22 protein-coding genes and 1 pseudogene are annotated in these 18,760 nt (G+C 39.1%); 16 read left to right on the top strand and 7 right to left on the bottom strand.

What is annotated here, in order from left to right; translation table 11 throughout:
- Nucleotides 1-468 precede the first annotated feature (468 nt).
- Nucleotides 469-1,536 carry a tyrosine-type recombinase/integrase gene (locus tag RMZ41_RS11545; protein WP_069072344.1) on the top strand — a complete coding sequence of 356 codons (1,068 nt, stop codon included), beginning with the start codon at nt 469-471 and terminating at the stop codon, nt 1,534-1,536.
- A 71-nt stretch (nt 1,537-1,607) separates the two neighbouring features.
- Here RMZ41_RS11545 and RMZ41_RS11540 read toward each other — a convergent pair whose 3' ends face one another.
- Nucleotides 1,608-2,162 carry a hypothetical protein gene (locus RMZ41_RS11540; RefSeq protein WP_322642092.1) on the bottom strand — a complete coding sequence of 185 codons (555 nt, stop codon included), beginning with the start codon at nt 2,160-2,162 and terminating at the stop codon, nt 1,608-1,610.
- 559 nt (nt 2,163-2,721) lie between these two features.
- Here RMZ41_RS11540 and RMZ41_RS11535 point away from each other — a divergent pair.
- The 13 genes and pseudogenes from RMZ41_RS11535 (at nt 2,722) to RMZ41_RS11475 (ending at nt 9,889) form a co-directional block, all read left to right on the top strand.
- Nucleotides 2,722-3,234, top strand: coding sequence for a hypothetical protein (locus tag RMZ41_RS11535; protein WP_322642093.1), 513 nt, complete (start codon nt 2,722-2,724; stop codon nt 3,232-3,234).
- Between the two features lie 27 nt (nt 3,235-3,261).
- Nucleotides 3,262-3,810 carry a GNAT family N-acetyltransferase gene (locus RMZ41_RS11530; protein ID WP_322642094.1) on the top strand — a complete coding sequence of 183 codons (549 nt, stop codon included), beginning with the start codon at nt 3,262-3,264 and terminating at the stop codon, nt 3,808-3,810.
- Nucleotides 3,811-3,831: 21 nt separating this feature from the next.
- A complete protein-coding gene (locus RMZ41_RS11525; RefSeq protein ID WP_322642095.1) occupies nt 3,832-4,371 on the top strand; it encodes a hypothetical protein in 540 nt (179 codons plus the stop codon).
- A 505-nt stretch (nt 4,372-4,876) separates the two neighbouring features.
- A complete protein-coding gene (locus RMZ41_RS11520) occupies nt 4,877-5,044 on the top strand; it encodes a hypothetical protein (protein ID WP_322642096.1) in 168 nt (55 codons plus the stop codon).
- Nucleotides 5,045-5,131: 87 nt separating this feature from the next.
- Complete coding sequence (locus RMZ41_RS11515) at nt 5,132-5,734, top strand: siphovirus Gp157 family protein (RefSeq protein ID WP_322642097.1); 603 nt, start codon at nt 5,132-5,134, stop codon at nt 5,732-5,734.
- Between the two features lie 433 nt (nt 5,735-6,167).
- Complete coding sequence (locus tag RMZ41_RS11510; protein ID WP_322642098.1) at nt 6,168-6,614, top strand: hypothetical protein; 447 nt, start codon at nt 6,168-6,170, stop codon at nt 6,612-6,614.
- Between the two features lie 348 nt (nt 6,615-6,962).
- Nucleotides 6,963-7,337, top strand: a complete 375-nt coding sequence (locus RMZ41_RS11505) for a hypothetical protein (RefSeq protein WP_322642099.1) — start codon at nt 6,963-6,965, stop codon at nt 7,335-7,337.
- 370 nt (nt 7,338-7,707) lie between these two features.
- Nucleotides 7,708-8,076 carry a hypothetical protein gene (locus RMZ41_RS11500; RefSeq protein ID WP_322642100.1) on the top strand — a complete coding sequence of 123 codons (369 nt, stop codon included), beginning with the start codon at nt 7,708-7,710 and terminating at the stop codon, nt 8,074-8,076.
- Nucleotides 8,077-8,146: 70 nt separating this feature from the next.
- Nucleotides 8,147-8,425, top strand: a complete 279-nt coding sequence (locus RMZ41_RS11495; protein WP_322642101.1) for a hypothetical protein — start codon at nt 8,147-8,149, stop codon at nt 8,423-8,425.
- 2 nt (nt 8,426-8,427) lie between these two features.
- Nucleotides 8,428-8,706: a hypothetical protein gene (locus tag RMZ41_RS11490; RefSeq protein WP_322642102.1), complete on the top strand. Its 279-nt coding sequence runs from the start codon at nt 8,428-8,430 to the stop codon at nt 8,704-8,706.
- A 66-nt stretch (nt 8,707-8,772) separates the two neighbouring features.
- Nucleotides 8,773-8,901, top strand: a pseudogene (locus RMZ41_RS11485) (HNH endonuclease); the annotation flags it as partial.
- A gap of 187 nt (nt 8,902-9,088) precedes the next feature.
- The gene (locus tag RMZ41_RS11480; RefSeq protein WP_322642103.1) at nt 9,089-9,529 is read left to right on the top strand and encodes a hypothetical protein; all 441 of its coding nucleotides are present in this window, start codon (nt 9,089-9,091) and stop codon (nt 9,527-9,529) included.
- Between the two features lie 180 nt (nt 9,530-9,709).
- Complete coding sequence (locus RMZ41_RS11475) at nt 9,710-9,889, top strand: hypothetical protein (RefSeq protein WP_322642104.1); 180 nt, start codon at nt 9,710-9,712, stop codon at nt 9,887-9,889.
- Between the two features lie 186 nt (nt 9,890-10,075).
- Here the strand turns inward: RMZ41_RS11475 and RMZ41_RS11470 are convergent, their stop codons facing one another.
- The 6 genes from RMZ41_RS11470 to RMZ41_RS11445 form a co-directional block, all read right to left on the bottom strand.
- Nucleotides 10,076-10,609, bottom strand: a complete 534-nt coding sequence (locus RMZ41_RS11470) for a DUF6429 family protein (RefSeq protein WP_322642105.1) — start codon at nt 10,607-10,609, stop codon at nt 10,076-10,078.
- 219 nt (nt 10,610-10,828) lie between these two features.
- The gene (locus RMZ41_RS11465; RefSeq protein ID WP_322642106.1) at nt 10,829-13,348 is read right to left on the bottom strand and encodes an NACHT domain-containing NTPase; all 2,520 of its coding nucleotides are present in this window, start codon (nt 13,346-13,348) and stop codon (nt 10,829-10,831) included.
- 206 nt (nt 13,349-13,554) lie between these two features.
- Entirely contained in the window at nt 13,555-15,324 is a 1,770-nt protein-coding gene (locus tag RMZ41_RS11460; RefSeq protein ID WP_322642107.1) for a hypothetical protein, read from the bottom strand.
- Entirely contained in the window at nt 15,321-16,637 is a 1,317-nt protein-coding gene (locus tag RMZ41_RS11455) for a hypothetical protein (RefSeq protein ID WP_322642108.1), read from the bottom strand. Before RMZ41_RS11455 ends, RMZ41_RS11460 begins: the two co-directional genes overlap by 4 nt.
- Nucleotides 16,612-17,412, bottom strand: a complete 801-nt coding sequence (locus tag RMZ41_RS11450; RefSeq protein WP_322642109.1) for a hypothetical protein — start codon at nt 17,410-17,412, stop codon at nt 16,612-16,614. Before RMZ41_RS11450 ends, RMZ41_RS11455 begins: the two co-directional genes overlap by 26 nt.
- Before the next feature lie 256 nt (nt 17,413-17,668).
- Complete coding sequence (locus RMZ41_RS11445; protein ID WP_322642110.1) at nt 17,669-18,157, bottom strand: hypothetical protein; 489 nt, start codon at nt 18,155-18,157, stop codon at nt 17,669-17,671.
- Nucleotides 18,158-18,252: 95 nt separating this feature from the next.
- On the opposite strand from RMZ41_RS11445, the gene RMZ41_RS11440 reads away from it, so the two are divergent.
- The gene (locus RMZ41_RS11440; RefSeq protein ID WP_229490100.1) at nt 18,253-18,444 is read left to right on the top strand and encodes a hypothetical protein; all 192 of its coding nucleotides are present in this window, start codon (nt 18,253-18,255) and stop codon (nt 18,442-18,444) included.
- A 17-nt stretch (nt 18,445-18,461) separates the two neighbouring features.
- On the top strand, nt 18,462-18,683 hold the full coding sequence (locus RMZ41_RS11435; RefSeq protein ID WP_104899406.1) for a hypothetical protein: 222 nt from the start codon (nt 18,462-18,464) through the stop codon (nt 18,681-18,683).
- Nucleotides 18,684-18,760: the final 77 nt, after the last annotated feature.

Raw genomic sequence — 18,760 nt, 5'->3', positions numbered from 1 at the left:
TCGCAAGAAGGCGGGGCGTAAGCCTATCGCGCTCCTAAACAGTTGCTCCCGTTCATCTGCGGCGGTTTGGGAAGAAGCTATAGCAAAAGCCTTGGTGGTCAGGACATTAACAGATGATAAAACTTAGACACAAAAAGACTTTTCACCTAGTCCCCAGTCCCTTGCTATAACAGCATCAGCTTCCGGAACAAACACGGGCGGTGAATTAGTTTCAGAATGTCTATTCCAAGAGTAGTTTTAGATACTAAGCCTGATGAACACCCTTGCTCTTGAGTATCAGAAAACCGACTCGTGCGTTCACACAAGTTAACATTTCAATTAATTTGGCAAAACCCTTTTTGTTAGTAGTGAGTAGAGTAGCAAGGGGGAGTAGAATGAGACTAAAAATGTCTGGGAACAAACGTTATCGGACATTATTTTGGGGCGGATAAACCCGCTTCATCCCGCGTATTATTTTGAGGCTGTGTGATGACGTTATCACGTACAGACGCAGGTGTAGATACAGAAGAATTAGGGGTGGCGATCGCTCAGTTATCACCGGAACAACTAGCGGTGATCAAAGCAACAGTCGAAGCGGTGGTACAGGCAACTGGCACACCCAAAATCACTGGGGCGGAAACTACCAGCGAACTGTTTTCTAGTTGGCTCACCAGTAGGGAGTCAGAGCAAACTGTGCGGGCATACCGAAATGACGTGATGCACTTTGTTCAGTGGCGACTAGGCATTGACTATCCAGACTTAGATAATTTAAACCTGCACACCACCACCAAAGAAGATGTGGACAATTACAAAGCCCACCTACTTAAAAAAGAGAAAACAGGGGAAATTGCTCGTGCTTCCGTCCGCCGTCGCCTTGCTTCACTTAAAAGCTTTCTGCGCTACGCTTGCGATGTAGGCTACTTGCGGGCCAACCCTGCAATGTTGTTGAAAGTACCTCCGGAGCGCAAAAAGATTAAGGAGCGCACCCTGACTGAAACTGAGATTGAAATCCTATTCGATGCAGCTGCACAAGTTGTAGAACAAGCCCCCACTCCTCACAAAAAGATACAAGCGCAACGCAACCAACTAATTCTGGAGCTTTTTTACTACGGTGCTATTCGGGTAGGTGAGAGTGGTTTAACCTGGGCTACCATGCATTCAAATCAGTCCGGGCTACCTTACATTAAAGTGGTAGGCAAAGGAGACAAGGAGCGCGATGTTCCCATACCAATAGAACTTTACCAATACCTTTTGGCTAATCGACAACATACTAAAGACAAAACCGAGCCGCTTTTCACAAGCCAAAAAACGGGTGAACCCATTTGCGATCGCCACATCCGCCGCATCATCAAATCCATTGCCGAAGTAGCAGGGTTAAGTCGCATCCCCTCCCCACACTGGTTACGGCACAGCCACGCTACCCATGCTGCTAAAAACACGCCTATTCACATCATCACCAAAACGCTGGGCCACTCGTCAGGGAAAATCACGATAGACAACTATCTACACGTGGGTGAAGATGAAGCTAGCTCTCTTAACCTCAAACGATATCGCTGAGGCTTTGTGAGACATGCCCCGATTAGAAATTAGCGGCGAACGCCACTACCTCAGAAATGTGAACGCTTGCGTCACCTGAGCGGATGATACAGTTCGTCAAGAGCATTCCATTCCCAACCCACGCTCATTGGATCGCGGTTACGTGACCAACTCAAAAATTCTTTGGCGCTGAGTTTTTCTCTTTCAGCAATCAGGCTTTGGGGGCTAACACCGAGTCTTGGAGCAAGACTTTCGTTTGTCCTGGGTTGTAATTCAACTTGTGTTTGTTGGTATGGGTGCACTTGTCTTCGCGGTTTGTTGTTGCCCAATCTCCCAGAGGCGATCGCCCGTTCGATTAGCTCCAGCTTTTTGGTGATGGCTTCAAATTTTGTTTCCACCGAGGAGCCTTGATCGGCAAGATGGGATTCCAGTTTCTCCAGCTTTTTCTCTAGCTGTTTGACTGATTTACTGCCTGCCGTTACATCGATATCATTATTGATATCAAATTTTATTAGTAATTCCTCTAAGGCTTGCAGCAAGGCAATTGTATGCCCTTGCCTATGTAGTTTTGATAGTCGCCGAACCACCTTAATTAGTGGAACGGGCACACGAATCATCTCGCTTGGTGGGGACTTTTGGTCAGGCATTTGATATCATTTTTGATATCGACATATTGATTGTAAAAGGTTTGGCGCAAAGCTATAATTTACTGAGTATTAATTGTGTCCATGTTTTGAAAGATTGTTACATTTAGAAACAATCTGCTGTAGAGGAATAAAAAAGTTCAACAATTTCTGTTAGGTGCTTTACCCCGCTCCAGGCATCCGTCCATAAATCGCTTGCCTGTACGCCGCGCACACGCTACGTTATTACTAGAGCGATCGCTTCCAGCAGGCGGTTACGCCATCGCACTTGCTATTTAGACCTGGCGTGTTGACCTTCAAAGGTAGCGTTGACGCACTTCCCCTCGCTATCCGTATACTCATTACTCCCTAGTGCCGATACATAAGCGCACTATCCGAAAGAGATCGTCCCAGTTTATTTAAGAAGTGAACTTAAGACATCACCTCATAATTTGGTTGAAATTCTAGCGTCCCTTTGCGTTGATTAGTTTCATAAGTGGGCTAGAACCAACAGAGTGTTCTGATTATTCTGTAACTAGCTAAAATTTTAACCATGTAGGGGTAGAGCTACCAATGTAGGGAAATGACCGAACTATATAAGGCTGGAATCATTGAGGTAACAGAAGCAGAAGATGAAGATGAAGATTTATTTGACGTTGCGGTGCATTTTGACGGCGATATTTTTCTTCCCAACGTCATTTTTGCAGGCAAAGACCACGCATTGCGGCAAGCTAAAAAGCTCTATGATTGGCTAGAAGGTAATCCAAAAGAAATCAAGGGAGAGCAACTGCGTTGGCAATCATACACAGTTAATCGTGAATCTCTAAGAGAGTATCCAGCCTGCTATTTACCTTACTACTATTCAAGGTATGAACAAAGTTTAGAAGTTTTAATTTTTGAGCGAGACCAAGAAGCCATTGCTTATGGTTGGTTGAGCGCTGAACCTTTACCTTACTATATGGACAAAGAAGATGGTTTGGTAGTTCTTGGAGACATTTCAGATGATGCTGTGCTTGCTGGTTGGCATCAAGCTATTGATATACGCATTCACATTTACTCTTTTATCTACCAGTCAAATAGCAGTCACAAGCTTTAATAATCAGTTGACAATTAGGAGCTTTAGGTGCAGCGAAAAATCGAGTTAAAAAGGGGTGTTGATAATACATCTGTTGAAGCCTATTTGGTAGATTTAGTCCAAAGACATGTTGATGATTATGTCAATTATTGGGTAGAAAGCTTAAGGTTATTTAGTCAAGAAGATAAATACTGGGATTGGATATTCAAATTAAGATATATTGACAATCAAGAAAATCTTGAAGGTTACGCAATCGAGTGCGAAAACAAAACTCAAGGATTAATGATAATAGAAACGCAAATGCACGGTTCTCGGTTGAATATTGGTAAGAGGCTAGTTTATGTTGATGGCATTGCCACTGCCCCTACTAACCGAATGGAAATTCAGCGTCCGCCTCAATTCAAAGGTGTTGGTCAAGCACTATTAAATTTCGCAAGAATTAGAAGTGTTGAGTTAGGGTATGAAGGTAGAATTGGGTTGCATTCCTTACCAAGGTCTGAAGGATTTTACGAAAAACAAAACATGTTGAACTGCGGTTCGGAAGAAGAATATGATAATTTAGTCTACTTTGAGTATGGTGTATTGAGACGAAAATAAAGTCCGATCGGGTAAAATTTTATGAATCATCAACAGCAAAAGGATAATTCTGAGGCAAACGAGTCAATAACAACCCAAGAAGCTATAGATTTACTTTTTGGTGAAAGATGGCTCGAAGAGGCTGTTTGCATCGAAGATGAAGCAAATTGTACTATTGGTGCTGGTTTGGATTGGGGTAATGCATTACCACCTTTAATGCTCAACCTTCCTTTATTTGGTCGCCTATCAACGCTGCGTGTATCTCTCAACCGCGAAGTCAGGCTAATAATTGAAACATGGGATTTAGGTATAGGTACAACTTCTGCAACAGAGACTGCAAGGGCACGTATTAAAGAGCGGTTGCTATCTCCTACGCCTGAGTTAATACCTCACTTGGAAGCTACTTTGTTGCAAGATGATTTATACGGTGAAGAGTTTATATCTAACCGTGAAGTCCTCAAATCGCTACTTGCAGTAGTTCTTACTGATTCTGATAGAGAAGAAATTGCAGAGAAGGCTGCTAATTCAATACGCACACAAGTTATGTCACAGGTGAATTTTTCCGGAAAACTTTCTGCGTAAATATAATCACAATAATATCGCGTCAAATTCAATCAAAATTAGTTTTTTGCAACCCAAAAGGAACTGATTGATGACTGGTAAAAACCGCAGTCGCTATTCTTCAAACTGGGATAATATCGCACTTGAGGTCAAATCCAAATCAGACTGGAAATGTACGCGCTGCGGTATGCAATGCTTACGTCCAACTGATAAAAGAGATGGATTAAATCGTAGAGAACGCAGCATTAAAACGTTAGTAGTTCACCACCGCAATTATACGCCCGAGGACAACCGAGCAGAAAATCTCGCGGCTTTATGCACAGCTTGTCATATGCTGTTCCATACGCGCAGACGGGGAAATGTATCACCAGGACAACTATCTTTGTGGTAGAAAAACTAGTAGTTTAAGACAAATCAATAGTAGATAGTTATGATAAAGGTAAAAGATAAATATTATCTTTCTAATTCAAGATAACAACATTTGCTGACGCAACAACTTCGTTGAAGCAATTGAAGTTGTATAGACATGAAAACTACTACGAGTTATAACCCAAAAACTAACAAAGAATTAGTAAAATCTGCACAGCAAATTCAAAAAAGAAGCACCTTCATAAGCGAAGCAGATTACTACGACTACGAAGCAGAATTAGCACAAGAAAAATCAGACTACTATCACTTGCAGTACGGATACTAAATTCAATCTCCCTTCAAGCATCAACTCTTCTTAGTCAACAACTAGTAGCAACTAACTGCTAGTTGTTTTTTCTATCAAAAGTAAATTATGACTTCAGCAATTGAACGCGAAATCAACCAACTCACTCTCAAAGAATTAAGCCTAGATGCTGCTAAACTTTGGTCACAGATAGAAGAAGCAGGCGAGTTAGGCGAACAGGGTAATGTAGAACAACTCTTACAAGAACTTATGGGTGTTCAAGATGGTATCGAAACCAAAATCGATGCGATCGCCTGGGTAGTTGACCAGTTAAATCTTGACCTTGAAACCTGGGAGGAAAGAAAAGCGCGAGTAGCCGAACTCCACGACCAGGTAATCTCACGTCGTAAAACTCAACTTGAACAAATCAAGCGTACCCTGATCCATCTGCACGAGATTGGATTAATCAGTGACAAAAATATTGGTAAGGAAAGGGTAATTGAAATCAGGGATAATCCACCCAAAGTTGCTAACTTACTAGTAGAAGTAGATGATGAAGATTTTCCTGATGAATTTAGAGTTATTAAGTACCAAGCTAATAATAAGGCAATTCTTGAAGCTTATAAATCTGGTAAAGATATTAGCAATCTTGCCGAGGTAAGTATCGGGAAGCAGGTACGGTTTAAGGTGCAATCAGGTAGTAAGTCTCGCAACAAGAAAAACCACAACTAATGGCATACGCCCCAACCATGTGAATCAAACATAGGTATATTCCATCATTTTACAAAAATATCATCAAATGGTTAAGGGTCAAATCTTAATCATTTTTATTTTTTTTAAAGTATAGCACCATTTTAAACTTTTTCAAAAAATCATCAAAACTTTGCCTCAATTTAAACTCCGTGAAGATATAATCGATGAAATTGTAGATATCAATGACAGCAACAGTAACTATGTCGGGCTAGGTACAAACATCGTTACGACAGGTTGGCATATTTAATCTTATTTAGTGTGGCTCAATAGGTAATTGCAATTGATTAGGTAGTTTCTATTTTTCAACTATCAATATGATAATTCAAACTACTGCTAAGTTTAAGTTTAATCTGAAGGGATGCAATCACCCTAAATAAAAACTTAAATATTAGTTATCGGGAGCAAGCTTAAAATGTCATATTACAAAAACCGAAGTATAGTTATCCGTAACGCTATTATCGACAGTTTTTTTATCCTCTGGTGTTTAGTTTGGCGCACTGGTTTGGGGCTAACCTTTTTTATCATCTATGCTTCCCTTGGCTACATATATAGCTGGCCATTCTATCTTCCAATTTCGATTATTTTGGGATTTGCCCCTTGGGGTTGGAAGGTACAAGAAGAAAGAAGAGATAGAGAAGAACGAAAAATGAGGAAGTTGGAAAACAAAATTGGGGATGGTTTTATCTATGCCAAAGCTGAATCAAATATCGAGATAAATTACAGGGGAGTTATCTTCCTCAAGTCAGTATTTGGTCTATTTGTTAGCGGCTTTTGGGGGATAATACTTGGCTGGAAAGCTATTTTGGGTATGGTAGTACAGTTAGTAGATAATATCAGAACATTTATTAAGTACATATAAATGAACAGGTTCATCTAACCAAACCAAACTCAAAAGTTATCTTATCACTATTCCTACATCAGTTTGATACAGAAATTATCAAAACTTGAGTTGATACTGAACCTTTGCTTAACAGGAAAGTTATCATATCAATACTCCCGACACTCCCGACACCAACCAAAACTAAATAATTAAAATTCATTTACCCATATTAAATATTTCTGGTTTTTGGATAAGATCAAAGCCGATATAGTAATATTGTAAAAGTTATTTTTAATATCACACAAGCTAACGCTTAATATAAATAGCAACCTGGCATATCGCTTCATAAATAGCCAGTTACTAATTATATCAACAGGAGTTAAAACAATGGAATTAGCACAGTATATCCTAACAGGAATTCTCTACGTTATTATTTACGGATTTTCTACTCTCTTTATTTTCCAATTCTTGCTAGATATATCTATCGCTTTTGAAAAACAGTGTAACTGCACTACATCTACAAAACACAGTGTAATTAAAACCGAGACCTTAACTGAAAAATCCCAAATTCAGATATCTAACAAAAACAAAAATCAAGTATCTACAACCAAACAGATGACTGTTCAACACTTAAGAAAAAGATGCTCACAAGCTGGAATAAAATGGAGTTATGCTATCCAAGAATCCAAAACAGGTAAGAAACGACATCTCAACCGAGAAGAAATGTTAATAGCCTTAACCCAGATTAAACAGTCAGCATAATAAAAGTATAAACTGATAGTAATTTATTTTAATATCAGTTTATCTAAACCTGCGATCTGGGCGATCGCTCATCTTGGAGGCTAGCTATAACATCGAAGCAAAACACCAATTGGCATCCAGGTTTTGTGGCGAGGCTGGTTAAAATTGAACGACCTCTGCGTTCGCATAGCGTCTGTCTGCGACACGCTGCGCGAACGTAGAGAGGGTTGGCAGCGATCTTGAGAGACTTAACGGGAAAAGTGAGCTAAATTTTACGTACTGCACGCTTCAGGAATACCAACTGATGAGCAAGGCGATCGCTCCACCGAAATAAAAGTGATCGCCTTTGCTTTCAGGCAATAAAATATAAGAAAACTGATTGGGAGCATAAATGACAAAACTAAAAATTCAAGAATATATAGCGAAACACAAGGCTGAATTTCCAGATGGGAAAATTCACCATGAATTGCCTATGCCTACAGATGCAATATCTGTAGTTTCTGATCCACAAAACTGGCATTGCTATCCAGATAATGTGGTCAGAATTTTTCTTTCTTCTTACAAGGAAGATGGAGAGGAGCAATATTTAGTAGGGGTTGGGGATTACAAGCACCCAACTATCTGCACAAATGTTTATAGTTCCCTAGATGATGTTTGCAGTTTTATTGCTAATCGCCCAGAGCAGATTTCTAGAGATTATCTGGAAATCTGTGAATTTTATTTTCTAGAAATCCCTATATCAAGGGCTTATCGCATCTAATTGCACATCCATTATAAACTTGCTGATCATTTCATGGATCTACAAAAAATCTGTTAACAAGATTAAACAAATGAGTTTAAGTGAGGCATACATCATCCTTGGAACTTTGTTCACGTATTTAGAAAATCATGGTTATAAGGAGCATCAAGACTTTGGTATTAATCATGAAGAACCGCAAAGCTGGTATTTAACTAGCAGACCAATGGAGTTTCTCAATTCCGGCTTCAAAGTCACATGGTATACGGTCTGCGAGTCGGATCATTTTTACATTGAAACCCAACCTAATGGCTGGTGTCTAATAAACTTGCAGGCTTTTGATGATTATATTGTGAAGTCAGAGGAGATTTAAAAATGGCGGTCTCCAAAATAACTGACCTAATAATCGCTTATAAAACAGAAATTTCCTACCCAGAAAGAGATGACATCCACTTAATAGAAGAGCGAGTTTGGGAATTAGATCAAAATCTCGAATTAACCACTGAAGATATTTTTAATGCTGTGTGTCAAGAATATAATCTGAATGCTGAGTTGATAGAAAAAGAACTAAATTGTAAATATACATTTGCATTAACTGGCTTTTTAAGGGAGTTAGAACCGACAGAAGTTTATGATTATTCAACACTTGATTAATTAATCTATTACCTCTTTCATCGAGTCAAATCAACAATAAGCTTTTGACCACCAACACAGAACTCTAATTTGCTGCCTTATGATAATCGTCGAGAAAACTTATATGCCTTATGCACAGCTTGTCACCTGAGTTTTCATACCCGACGCAGAGGAAATGTATCGCCAGGACAACTATCTTTATTTGGAGTCAGCTAGGGATTGAACTAAGGTACTTCCCTAAAATAAATTGCTCAAGCACAATGTGCTTTTTTCAAGGATTATTATTTTTGTGTATTACTGACTTGACTTTTGATATTCTTGATTAACCTAGTATCGTTGGTTTTAATAACTTTACAACCACAGTTTGAGTTTTATAGGTGCTGAGGTAGCAGAGAATTAAATTATGTTGATCGAGTTCAATCCACTAGCAACAAGACTGGAAGATTACGCCGTGATTGCAAGGAATGCAAAAATTCGCATCAAAGCCAGAAAGCGAATCGGTACGCGCGATGATGATAGTACAGCAATTATCGAAGAATGGTGGGCTACCACTGATTTACTTGCATACCTTCCTGCATGGGATTATGAAGATAGGCAAAAGGGGCGTGATTATGCCGTAATCGCTCCACAAAGTGAATTCTATCCATCGTGGTGGTATAAGTCTTGGGAATGGCACAAAAACCAAACACAAGAGTTAACGCGAGCTAGAAGCAGCTTTGACATTCATCCTGACGATTATGCTCAACTTCTAAGCTGTTGCACTCGCCTATTGGATAAACTTAGTAAGCCTTTCTTAATTAGTCGTAGTGGCATTTTTTGGAACTGGCAAGACTTTAAAATCTAAAAACTCCATCGTTTAAAATTGGTAGACCCGGGAACGTTGATGATATGAAGCGACCTTGCAAGGTTACTCGCGGCACGAGAACACTACCTTACTTCTCTGAATTGGGCAGGCAGCCTCTAGAATATAAAAAAGCAGCTTTGCATCTGGATGGATTTTTAAGGATGCTCTTGAGTATCAGTAATGAGTAAACACCTTAATCTGTGGTTGGAACTGAACCAACAGCAGCAAGCCACCCTCACCACCATTGACCGCGCTGACCAGTCAGTGGAGGCAGCACAAAAAAAAGTTTCGCTATTAGGTTCAACCAGAGAAAGAGCTGCTGTGTGGCGGCTGGTATCTTTTTTCAAGGCTTGTGCCTAAGCGTCAACTTGCATCGGGAGCAAAAACTTGAGTCAGCTAATGAAAGATGGCTTTCTTTCTGGCTGGTATCAGTTTTGCTATCAAAATTGTCTGTACTTGCTTATCTACCACCGTTTTGTAAATTTTTGCTATCAAGCTCGTGATATCAATTTTGAGTAACCGCCCCTGGTGAGAGATTTATTTGCTTTATTCATTCTTTGATTCATCTGGTAAATCATCGTGTTCGGCAAGAGCGCCAAGAAACTCCTCGACCCCATCTAGATTAAATCCTCGTAAAACTCGTCTTGCTTCCTTAATTCCCTTTGGCGTTAAAACTACCGACTTAACTTGTTTAGGATAGCGTTGTTCTTCTATGAGTCCAGCAGTAGTCAGTAAATCTAAAATATCGAAGTCATAGCCTTTGTAGGCACGCCTACCTTGAAAACATTGTTCATTACCTAATTCACCGTACTCATCTCCTCCAGACACATATAACAATGCAAGAGTCAGAGGCAGAGCGATCGCATTGTAACGACGGGTTTGTTCGGAGCGGATTGTCCGGTCTACTAGCTCATAACCTTGTTGCCAAACTAAACCTTTGTCACTGTAGATATCTGTGCAAAGAATTAAGCCTAATGGCGAAGTGCATTGCGCGTAAAAGCCTTTACCTTCTGGGTCAGTGCAGAGGGTCACTGACCAATTATGGCGGGGGCGGGTTTCTCCTTTGAAGGGCTTAGTCATGAATCGATTAATTTGTCATACTTCAAGTTTATTTTTAGTTATATTCAGTTTATAGATAATTACTGACATTCGTGTGAGTTAGGAGGTTATGAGCGCCAGAATGTTCTGAGCCACCGTTTCAGGGACGGGAATAACCGATAAGCGATTTCCTTATCTGACCACCATTAGCTTCTCGGGATTATGTGAGCTTTGCATTGTAGTCTGGGAGTAGTATTAGATTCAATCTCTATTAAGTAATTTTTTTCTCTCTATTTCCATCATTTTTTCAATTTCATTAAAAGGCAATAGCAGTGTTTCTTGAATATATTCTCTAGTGTCAAGACTGACATAGCATTGGGTATTAAGACAATCTAATAACAATTTATTAGCATAGCAATAGGCTCTTAATAGTCCCCATTCTTCTGCATTATTTAATGGCCAATCGTAATCTATATTACGATACTTTTGATTCAACTCCTTGAGCCGATTAGCCCAAGCACCGCTATCATTTTTATACCAGTGGTAATATTCGTCCCAATAATCGTAAACTCCTTGGGGTAGCTCTTCATCTAACTTGACTACTTCATCAAAAAATTCTTGATTATCAATCAAATTTCTAGCTGTATACAAAGCTTCATTTAAGGTATAAAAATTAGTATCATCTATTGGATGCTTTTCTCTCATTTCATCATCGGATTCTGAATATTCATAATCATCTGCTTGCCAGAGAATGATAGATGTAAAATTCTCATTTTCAATATCTCTATTAGCGATATCTCTATTAGCGATGCGATACAGCAACGATGCCTGAGCGCGAGCATGAGCTAGGTTAATGTCTAAAGCTAGATTTGAATCAACAAGTTCAACAGGAGCATGAAAATTGCCCATGCCAAAGCCTAAACCACTTCCTGTATAAAAGCTTAACTCTATATTGGAGTCTAGCGACTCTAATAAATCGCTCAGTTCTAAGAATTCCCAATGTTCTAAAAACGGATAAATTGTATGATCCAATATGCAAATACCCGCAGCTAAACAAAGACAAAATGCTCTAATTGCAGCAGGGTGGTGAGAGCTAGATACTTGAATAGATTTTTGGCTAGCCCAAGCCAATAATTCCTGAATATGTCTATTGTGTGATGCTGCTATATCAATCTGAAACTTCATAGACAGCAAAAGAACATCAGCACTTTTTAACATCTCTGAGGTTAATAAGAAAACCTCGTGCCATTGTTTGTAAAAAACATACTTGCTCAAATTAAGTAGAGATGGGTCATTAAATATTTCAGGATTGGCTTTAGCTACAATTTCTTTAGCTGTAAAATATTCATGAAATGTCAAGTGAGAAAAGGAATAAATTTCTCTAGCTCTTTCTACTAATAATCCGTGTTGAGACTCAATAGATTTTAATACAGCTTCACTATCTAACATTAAAGCTTCTAGAGCATGGGGAGATTCGGGGAAATTCCTAATATAAGAAGCGATATACTTCTGCACATCCTGTTGCTTCCAGAAATACTCTCCTTTTTCAAAAGTCATCAAAGCAAGATAGCTGAGTAAATTTTCCTTATGCAGTACTGAAAGATGCTTATAGAAATCATCTCTTTTAATAGCACGTTTAGCATCCCATCTTCTTAAAAGTGTATGAGTTGCCCTTTGATATAGTTCAGTACGAGTCCTGGGAAAGTCACCAGCATCCTCAAATTCAATACATAATAAAGTCAGTAATATAGGACTAGATGCCAGTTCATAAATTGATGGATTTTCTTGTAATTGTTCTATAAATACTTTATCAAGATTAGAGTTTTTAGCTGTGAACCACTTGGTGGCAAATGACTGAATCTGTTCCTGGTCAAAATCAGCTAATTCTACCTCGGTAAATTGCTCAAATGTATATTCTTTGGCGGCTATTCTGCAAGTCAATACAAACCGATTCCTAGAAAATCGTTGAGAAAAATCACGAATTTCTCTTATCACATAATTATCTGCCTGCTGTTGGACTTCATCTAAGCCATCCAGTAGCAATAATATTCGTCCAGATTCAAACAGGGATATCACTGAATTATTGTCAACCCGATCATCAGCTAATTGTTGACAGATGTAATCTAATAATTTAAGTTTGACATCGGTATCTGCAAACTCTTTAAGAGATAAAAATATTGGGAGATAATTACTGAATATTTGCTCTGATATACATTGAATTGCTAAATGCTTTAAAAACGTTGTTTTGCCAGAGCCTGGTTTTCCTAAAACCAAGAGGTTATCATATTTTTTTACGGCTTCTAATCCAGGTACTCGTGTTTCAAAAACTTGAGGTAATCCCCATCTATCTAAATTATTTCGGTCAAATTTTTGTGTAATTTCATCAATACTCTTTCGCTGTCTTCCAGTAATTTTATCTAAAATATTTACATTAGTGTAAATGTGGTTAATTTCAATGGGGTAAGTCATATCTAGTACCTTCATTGCCCCACATTTTTGAATAATACTATCTTGAGTTTTTTGACGAATCTCTGCAACTAGGTTATCAATATTTTGAAATTTTGGTATGTCAATAACCTCTTGAGTAGCTATCTTAAGAATTCCACAAATTTTAGCAAAATTTTCTTTTTCTACAGGTTTACGAGCAAAAAAACTATGAATAGTACCTGAAGATAGATAAATTTGACTTGCTAAAAATTCTTTAGTCCAGCCTTTTAATTCTAAAGCTTTTTGAGCAATTTTAGAGCCTTCACTTGATAATTGAGATGACCGTTTAGACATAATTATTACTTTGTTTAATGAACTATTTGACTATAACTTGTCTTTTTAGCAACTTTCTCTAAGATATCTATAACTTGTCTCTAAGTTGTCTATAAGATAATTACTTCCTTTAAGACAGTAGATACCTTTATGTGATTGCCTGCTAGTCAAATCAATCAATGGGCAATGAGCTTTTGGTTGCCCTAGTTTTCGCCTACAATAAATCGCTAATCAGGGGGAAGTTGCTTCTTCTCAGCCCCATCTGTGCTGATGTCGTGATCGTTCTGTTGTGGGTTACAGACATTTCCCTGCCAATATGCGGGAATAATGGGGGTTCGGAAGTGGCGACTTGCAATCAAGGCTATTACAGGCAACTGCCATCTAAGACAGGAAAGGTCTGTGTAAGTTTGATATTTTTCGTGAATACGAATAATGTAAGTTTTAAGCTCATCTAATGTCTGTGGCAATCGAAACGGGTGGAAATTAAACCCACTGGCATAACCTGCATTAGTACTGTACAAATAGTTATCTGTATCTTTGTCTGGAAACCAAAGCTGAAGATTAGTGCTTGTAAAAGTTCGAGCAACAGCTTCTTGGAAAGCTCTATAATCATTAGCAAGATTCAACACGGCATACCAACCAGCTAGCATGGGCAAAAGTGTGGAAGCGTGCATCAACTCTTCTTTTGGTGGAGCTTGACCCACCTCCATAGCTACAAGGTCATCATAACTATCAGAGGCAATAGGGAAGTATTTACCAATCCTGTAAGCCAATACAATACTATGGCTGAGTTCTATAAGCCAATAAGCAGCTTGATTTCTGTACCCAGCTACAGATAGTGTTAAAAGCCCCAAAGCAATGTCGATAGCATGGTTGTCATATCGAGGTGTCAGTGCCGAAGGATTGTTCTCAATTAGAGCAGCAAGCATCTGTGCAACCGCTTGCATCTGTCCCTGATAAGTCTCACGCTGCTGCTCATCAGTGGTAATTGCGAATAAATTATTCAACGCTATTCCCAGTGTGCCAAGAATACCAATGACTTCAAAAGTGCGAAGAGGATACTCCAGTTCATCAGCACCATACCCAAACAACCCATCTCTAACAAAACAATGTGGTTTGAGCTTGGTGGCGTATGCTTCAGTTACTTTGAGGTAAGTTAAGAATAGTTGGTCAAATTTTTTCGCTGTTTTCTTGCAATCAAAAAGTTCATTTTGACGCATCCAGTCCCAAGTACGGAGAATGGCACGTTCGGCACAGAGTAATGCAGGTCGAAGATTATCAGCTTCTTGACACCAATAGAAAACAATATTGAGACTCAGATTAAATTGACAAAGTGCTTTTTGGCGCTCACGCACCGCACTGTTACTTTTCTCTTTTGGCAAGTCTTTTTTAAAAAGTGTCTCCTCGATAAGTTCATAAAAGAAACGCGGTTCATCTTCATTTTGGTCGGCAAGTGCAATCGTCTTACGCAGATGCTTTTGGGCGGACTCTGGAAATAGGTACTCATCAAGGAAATAACGTTCAATAAGCAAAGCTAATTGGTCACCACCCCAAAACTCAAACTCAATCTCGCCATATTTTGGATCAGTCCCAGTGTTCCTATGGATAAAATTTATCCAGTCAGGCTCAACATCCTGCTTTATTTCACCCCCAGTAGCAAGAATAATTTTTTTTGGTAGCGCCTCGTGTTCTGGTCTAATACGGTTACGCAGGTATGAGTCAAGTATTTCGTTGAGCGACGGACGCACAGCATTTTTGCCAGTATCCCAACTGCTGCGAGTAATATCTCCCTCTTTCACAGTGAATAAAAATAGTTTCTGTTTATTATCTTTAGGGTCAACACCAACAGCAGGAATATCAACACCAAATTGGCGTGAACCAACAGCAGGACGACTTAATAAATCAATTCCCATCATCAATAGAAGGTCGGCGAGTAGCGCATCTATCTCGCCTGATTCTTTGAGCATACTGAGATATTCACGGATAACCAACTTCATACAGTAGTCTCCCCTGTGATTTCATCTTCTGTACTGTTTTTCGTATTGTTTAACCCGACATTCTGCCATTGAAACCGCATACTAAATTGTCCAAGGGGGTTGATAAATTCTCCTTGTGGAAATTCTGCTTCATAGGAGAAAGTAGCCATATGAGATGGTTCTGTAAAATCACCATCCCGCTCAGAGGCAATAGCGTGACCATACTTGAGTTTTACCATTGGTGATATACTTGCGAATACTGAATTTTGGTCTGCTTTTTTCATTATTAAATCTTGCTGCTTCCACTTGGCTAATTGCAGAAGATACGTTCGCTGTGAAGAAGGTTTGAGTTCCTTGAGATAGGGTAGTTTTTGCCGCGCATCGAAATAAGCTTCAGAACGATTTAATACCTCCTGAATTACATTCAGTTCAGCTTCTGTCACATCATCATCTTTCATCCTGCTTTTGAGGTAATCGCCAGCGTCATGGGGGTGATTATAAAGTACGTACTCACTGAAGAATTCCACTATCAAGCTAGCAATATTAAGCGAATATATTTCCCGGTTTAGTGCTGATAATAGAAGTGCAGGAAGAGAAGCAATATCTGTTATGTAACCTGCAAGCCTATACAGCACCCAGACAACTGTTTGATCATCAAGGGTATCAAGTACTTCTTTATTGAGCGTTATTGAACGGCGATTTTTTGCTGTTTTTTTGTGAACAAGTTTCGTTGTATCGTCATCACTTTCATGTACTGGAATTGAATTAAAGAAACGAATTACATCACTTCCAGCAAGGTGCAATTGTTTATTATGAGATGCAAACCAGCGTGTGATTGTACTATTGAGTGCGTTGAGATGGTTATTATGTAGCTCAATAAAAGTGCTATCAATAATTTTTGGTAGTGATGCTTGTTCTCCAGAACTATAATCCCAACTTAATGCTATGAACTCAACTAGTTGAAGGGCAGTCTTGGGATCATTTTTTAAACAGTAGTTGATACAATAGTCTAAGCTATCCAACATTTCTGTAGAGAAAGAAGGTATCTGCACTAAATGAAGAAGTACTTCTTTGTACCACGAGCAGCTGTAGGCTTCACTCGCTTTCTGAAACAATATATTGCTCAACTGTTCCCGGACAACATGGTTCTGACTTGATGCAAATTCAACTAGGATTGCTGCTGCTTCATCTGATTTATTTGCTAAATTGCCGTAGGCTTGTAGTAATACAAGGTCAGTCTCTACGTTGAATTTTTCTTTGAAACTATTGAATCTATCCAAAGTGGCTTGCAGTAGATCAGATTGCTTGCTAGCTAGTTTCGTAACTAAACTCACCCAGGAAAGCAATACCTATCTGCCGAAGTATTGATTGTTCTGAATTTGTCAAAACAAGAGCGCGACGATGGGCTTCGTCAGGGTTGAATTTGGCAAGTCCTCGAAGAGCATAAAAAGCTAGCGAAACTATACGCGGCTCTTGAGCTACTACAAACTTGTTGTATATAAAATCAGCATTGCTTTGAGAATGAGCAGCCAAATTCTCAACAATTGAGTATATCTTATATCCAGCATTGGTTTGAAATATTAGTTCAAACACATCCACTAGAGATTCAAGTTTAAGGTCAAGTTCTGGAAGTGCATCGCAGAAAAATTCGTAAATCTTCTCTCTTGATTTATCTCGTTTTTCTCTTGATGTTTCTAGTCTGGCTACTTCTGCTACACGACCCACTAAATCTTTTTTATATTCAGAGTTAAGTACAAGCAATACAGCAACTCCGATTTGACTACCAACATTTATGCGAATACTGCACCTGTATATCTCATAAAACAAACTGGCAAAATTTTCAAGTTCGTCCCAAGCCGCTATTACTAAATTCACAGCATAACGAACTAAGTAGTCGTGCCGAACTGCTGGATCAGAAAAACCTACCTTGCCATTATCGCTTCTCAGAAACCCAAGTTCAAGCCCCGGACTTAAATCAACTTCATCAATTGGCGGTATAGGCACAGTCTCCTTAGATTGCTGATAAATTCCACCAGCTGCCCATTGTAGAGATGCGTGTGCTTCTGGATAACTTTGTCGGATTTGTTGCCAGTGTGGGGTGAAGTTCATCTCGCTATACACAACTATATGCTTGTACTTTATTAAATATTTTTTGGAAGTCCCTAAACGAAATTACCCTACTTATGAATTTTGGGTGACGTTTATATAGTTCCCAAAAGAATGCGGCGGGTAAAAAATGCGATCGCGCCTCGCCGTTGATTGACTGAGATTGCGATCGATTCCTCTGGGACATCGATCCCATCATCCCAGGTTACTACTTGCGGGAATTATTGGCGATTTGACATTGAGCATTCCCGGATAGCCATTATCGATAAACAGATATTGGGCTGGCATATTCAAGCAATCGTTCCCATCCCAATACCCATGCAGTTTTTACTAGGATCTCTTTACCGTTGCTGAATTTGATAAATTCTCCACCTTCGTCAGAAAATACATCAACAACCAATTGATTTCGCACATCGCGTCCCCACATTTTTTCTGAGGCATTCCACCACCGTTGCCCAGGTGAAGAGAACATCTCCCTTTCTAAATATTCATCACGCCATGCTTTAGGCTTCCAATTATCTTGTAACGCACGAATTAATAAGGCATTGGGGAAAATCTCTTTCTCATGCTCACTCAACCACAGCGCATATTCGATTGCACTTCGCAACGCATCTTCTAAATCATACGAACAACCTTCAAGTGCATCTTGGACTTCGGCATCGGCAAAATTCACACCGATAGTTATCAGCGCTCCTTCATATTTCTTAAATACCTCGTACTCAACCGATTCCTTTTCCCAAAACCACATAGTACACCCCTAACTATGTTGAACTCCATTTGTAGTAGATTAATCGTAATCCAAGAACTGGTAATTAAATCGCTACGCATTTTGAGAATCAAGAAATGCCTTCTAAATACCAGTCACATTATCCAGAAAACTGGTCAAATATCGCTCTGGAAGTCAAACAATCTGTGGGCTGGCGTTGTTCTAAATGTCGGTTGCAGTGCATTCGCCCCGGTGATGATACCAAAAAACTTACCTGTTCCCTTAGAATGGAGCAAATGCAACCATATCTGAAGAAACGGTTGAGTTAGATAAACAGTAGTAAATTATGTCAACAATCCAACGCTTATCAAACGGATTAAACCTAATTGTTAAGTACGATGAATCAGCCAATGTTGGTATTGGCTCAGAGATAAACGAGCCGGGTATCATTTATGTAGAAGATAAATCTTTGAAAACTTATACCAATATGTCAGAACTTGAACGTCATAATATGAATTCTTGGGGTTGGAAGTGGGATAATGGATTATGGATAATAGATTTAGATTAAGGTATTACTGGACAATAGGAGTGGGCAGTAGATTTTAAGTTAGCTTGCGGTTATTTTTAAGAGAGCATAGATGCAAA

Source organism: Nostoc sp. DedVER02, from assembly GCF_034530675.2.
Taxonomy (GTDB): domain Bacteria; phylum Cyanobacteriota; class Cyanobacteriia; order Cyanobacteriales; family Nostocaceae; genus Nostoc.
The sequence above is the reverse complement of the archived record's forward strand: the minus strand, read 5'-3'. Positions and strand labels throughout refer to the sequence as shown.

Coding starts and splice junctions, on each gene's coding strand:
- RMZ41_RS11540 (WP_322642092.1), bottom strand. CDS start 2,162: ATGCCTGACCAAAAGTCCCCACCAAGCGAGATGATTCGTGTGCCCGTT.
- RMZ41_RS11525 (WP_322642095.1), top strand. CDS start 3,832: ATGAATCATCAACAGCAAAAGGATAATTCTGAGGCAAACGAGTCAATA.
- RMZ41_RS11475 (WP_322642104.1), top strand. CDS start 9,710: ATGAGTAAACACCTTAATCTGTGGTTGGAACTGAACCAACAGCAGCAA.
- RMZ41_RS11500 (WP_322642100.1), top strand. CDS start 7,708: ATGACAAAACTAAAAATTCAAGAATATATAGCGAAACACAAGGCTGAA.
- RMZ41_RS11460 (WP_322642107.1), bottom strand. CDS start 15,324: ATGAAGTTGGTTATCCGTGAATATCTCAGTATGCTCAAAGAATCAGGC.
- RMZ41_RS11450 (WP_322642109.1), bottom strand. CDS start 17,412: ATGAACTTCACCCCACACTGGCAACAAATCCGACAAAGTTATCCAGAA.
- RMZ41_RS11445 (WP_322642110.1), bottom strand. CDS start 18,157: ATGTGGTTTTGGGAAAAGGAATCGGTTGAGTACGAGGTATTTAAGAAA.
- RMZ41_RS11520 (WP_322642096.1), top strand. CDS start 4,877: ATGAAAACTACTACGAGTTATAACCCAAAAACTAACAAAGAATTAGTA.
- RMZ41_RS11435 (WP_104899406.1), top strand. CDS start 18,462: ATGTCAACAATCCAACGCTTATCAAACGGATTAAACCTAATTGTTAAG.
- RMZ41_RS11470 (WP_322642105.1), bottom strand. CDS start 10,609: ATGACTAAGCCCTTCAAAGGAGAAACCCGCCCCCGCCATAATTGGTCA.
- RMZ41_RS11505 (WP_322642099.1), top strand. CDS start 6,963: ATGGAATTAGCACAGTATATCCTAACAGGAATTCTCTACGTTATTATT.
- RMZ41_RS11515 (WP_322642097.1), top strand. CDS start 5,132: ATGACTTCAGCAATTGAACGCGAAATCAACCAACTCACTCTCAAAGAA.
- RMZ41_RS11535 (WP_322642093.1), top strand. CDS start 2,722: ATGACCGAACTATATAAGGCTGGAATCATTGAGGTAACAGAAGCAGAA.
- RMZ41_RS11440 (WP_229490100.1), top strand. CDS start 18,253: ATGCCTTCTAAATACCAGTCACATTATCCAGAAAACTGGTCAAATATC.
- RMZ41_RS11510 (WP_322642098.1), top strand. CDS start 6,168: ATGTCATATTACAAAAACCGAAGTATAGTTATCCGTAACGCTATTATC.
- RMZ41_RS11495 (WP_322642101.1), top strand. CDS start 8,147: ATGAGTTTAAGTGAGGCATACATCATCCTTGGAACTTTGTTCACGTAT.
- RMZ41_RS11465 (WP_322642106.1), bottom strand. CDS start 13,348: ATGTCTAAACGGTCATCTCAATTATCAAGTGAAGGCTCTAAAATTGCT.
- RMZ41_RS11480 (WP_322642103.1), top strand. CDS start 9,089: ATGTTGATCGAGTTCAATCCACTAGCAACAAGACTGGAAGATTACGCC.
- RMZ41_RS11545 (WP_069072344.1), top strand. CDS start 469: ATGACGTTATCACGTACAGACGCAGGTGTAGATACAGAAGAATTAGGG.
- RMZ41_RS11490 (WP_322642102.1), top strand. CDS start 8,428: ATGGCGGTCTCCAAAATAACTGACCTAATAATCGCTTATAAAACAGAA.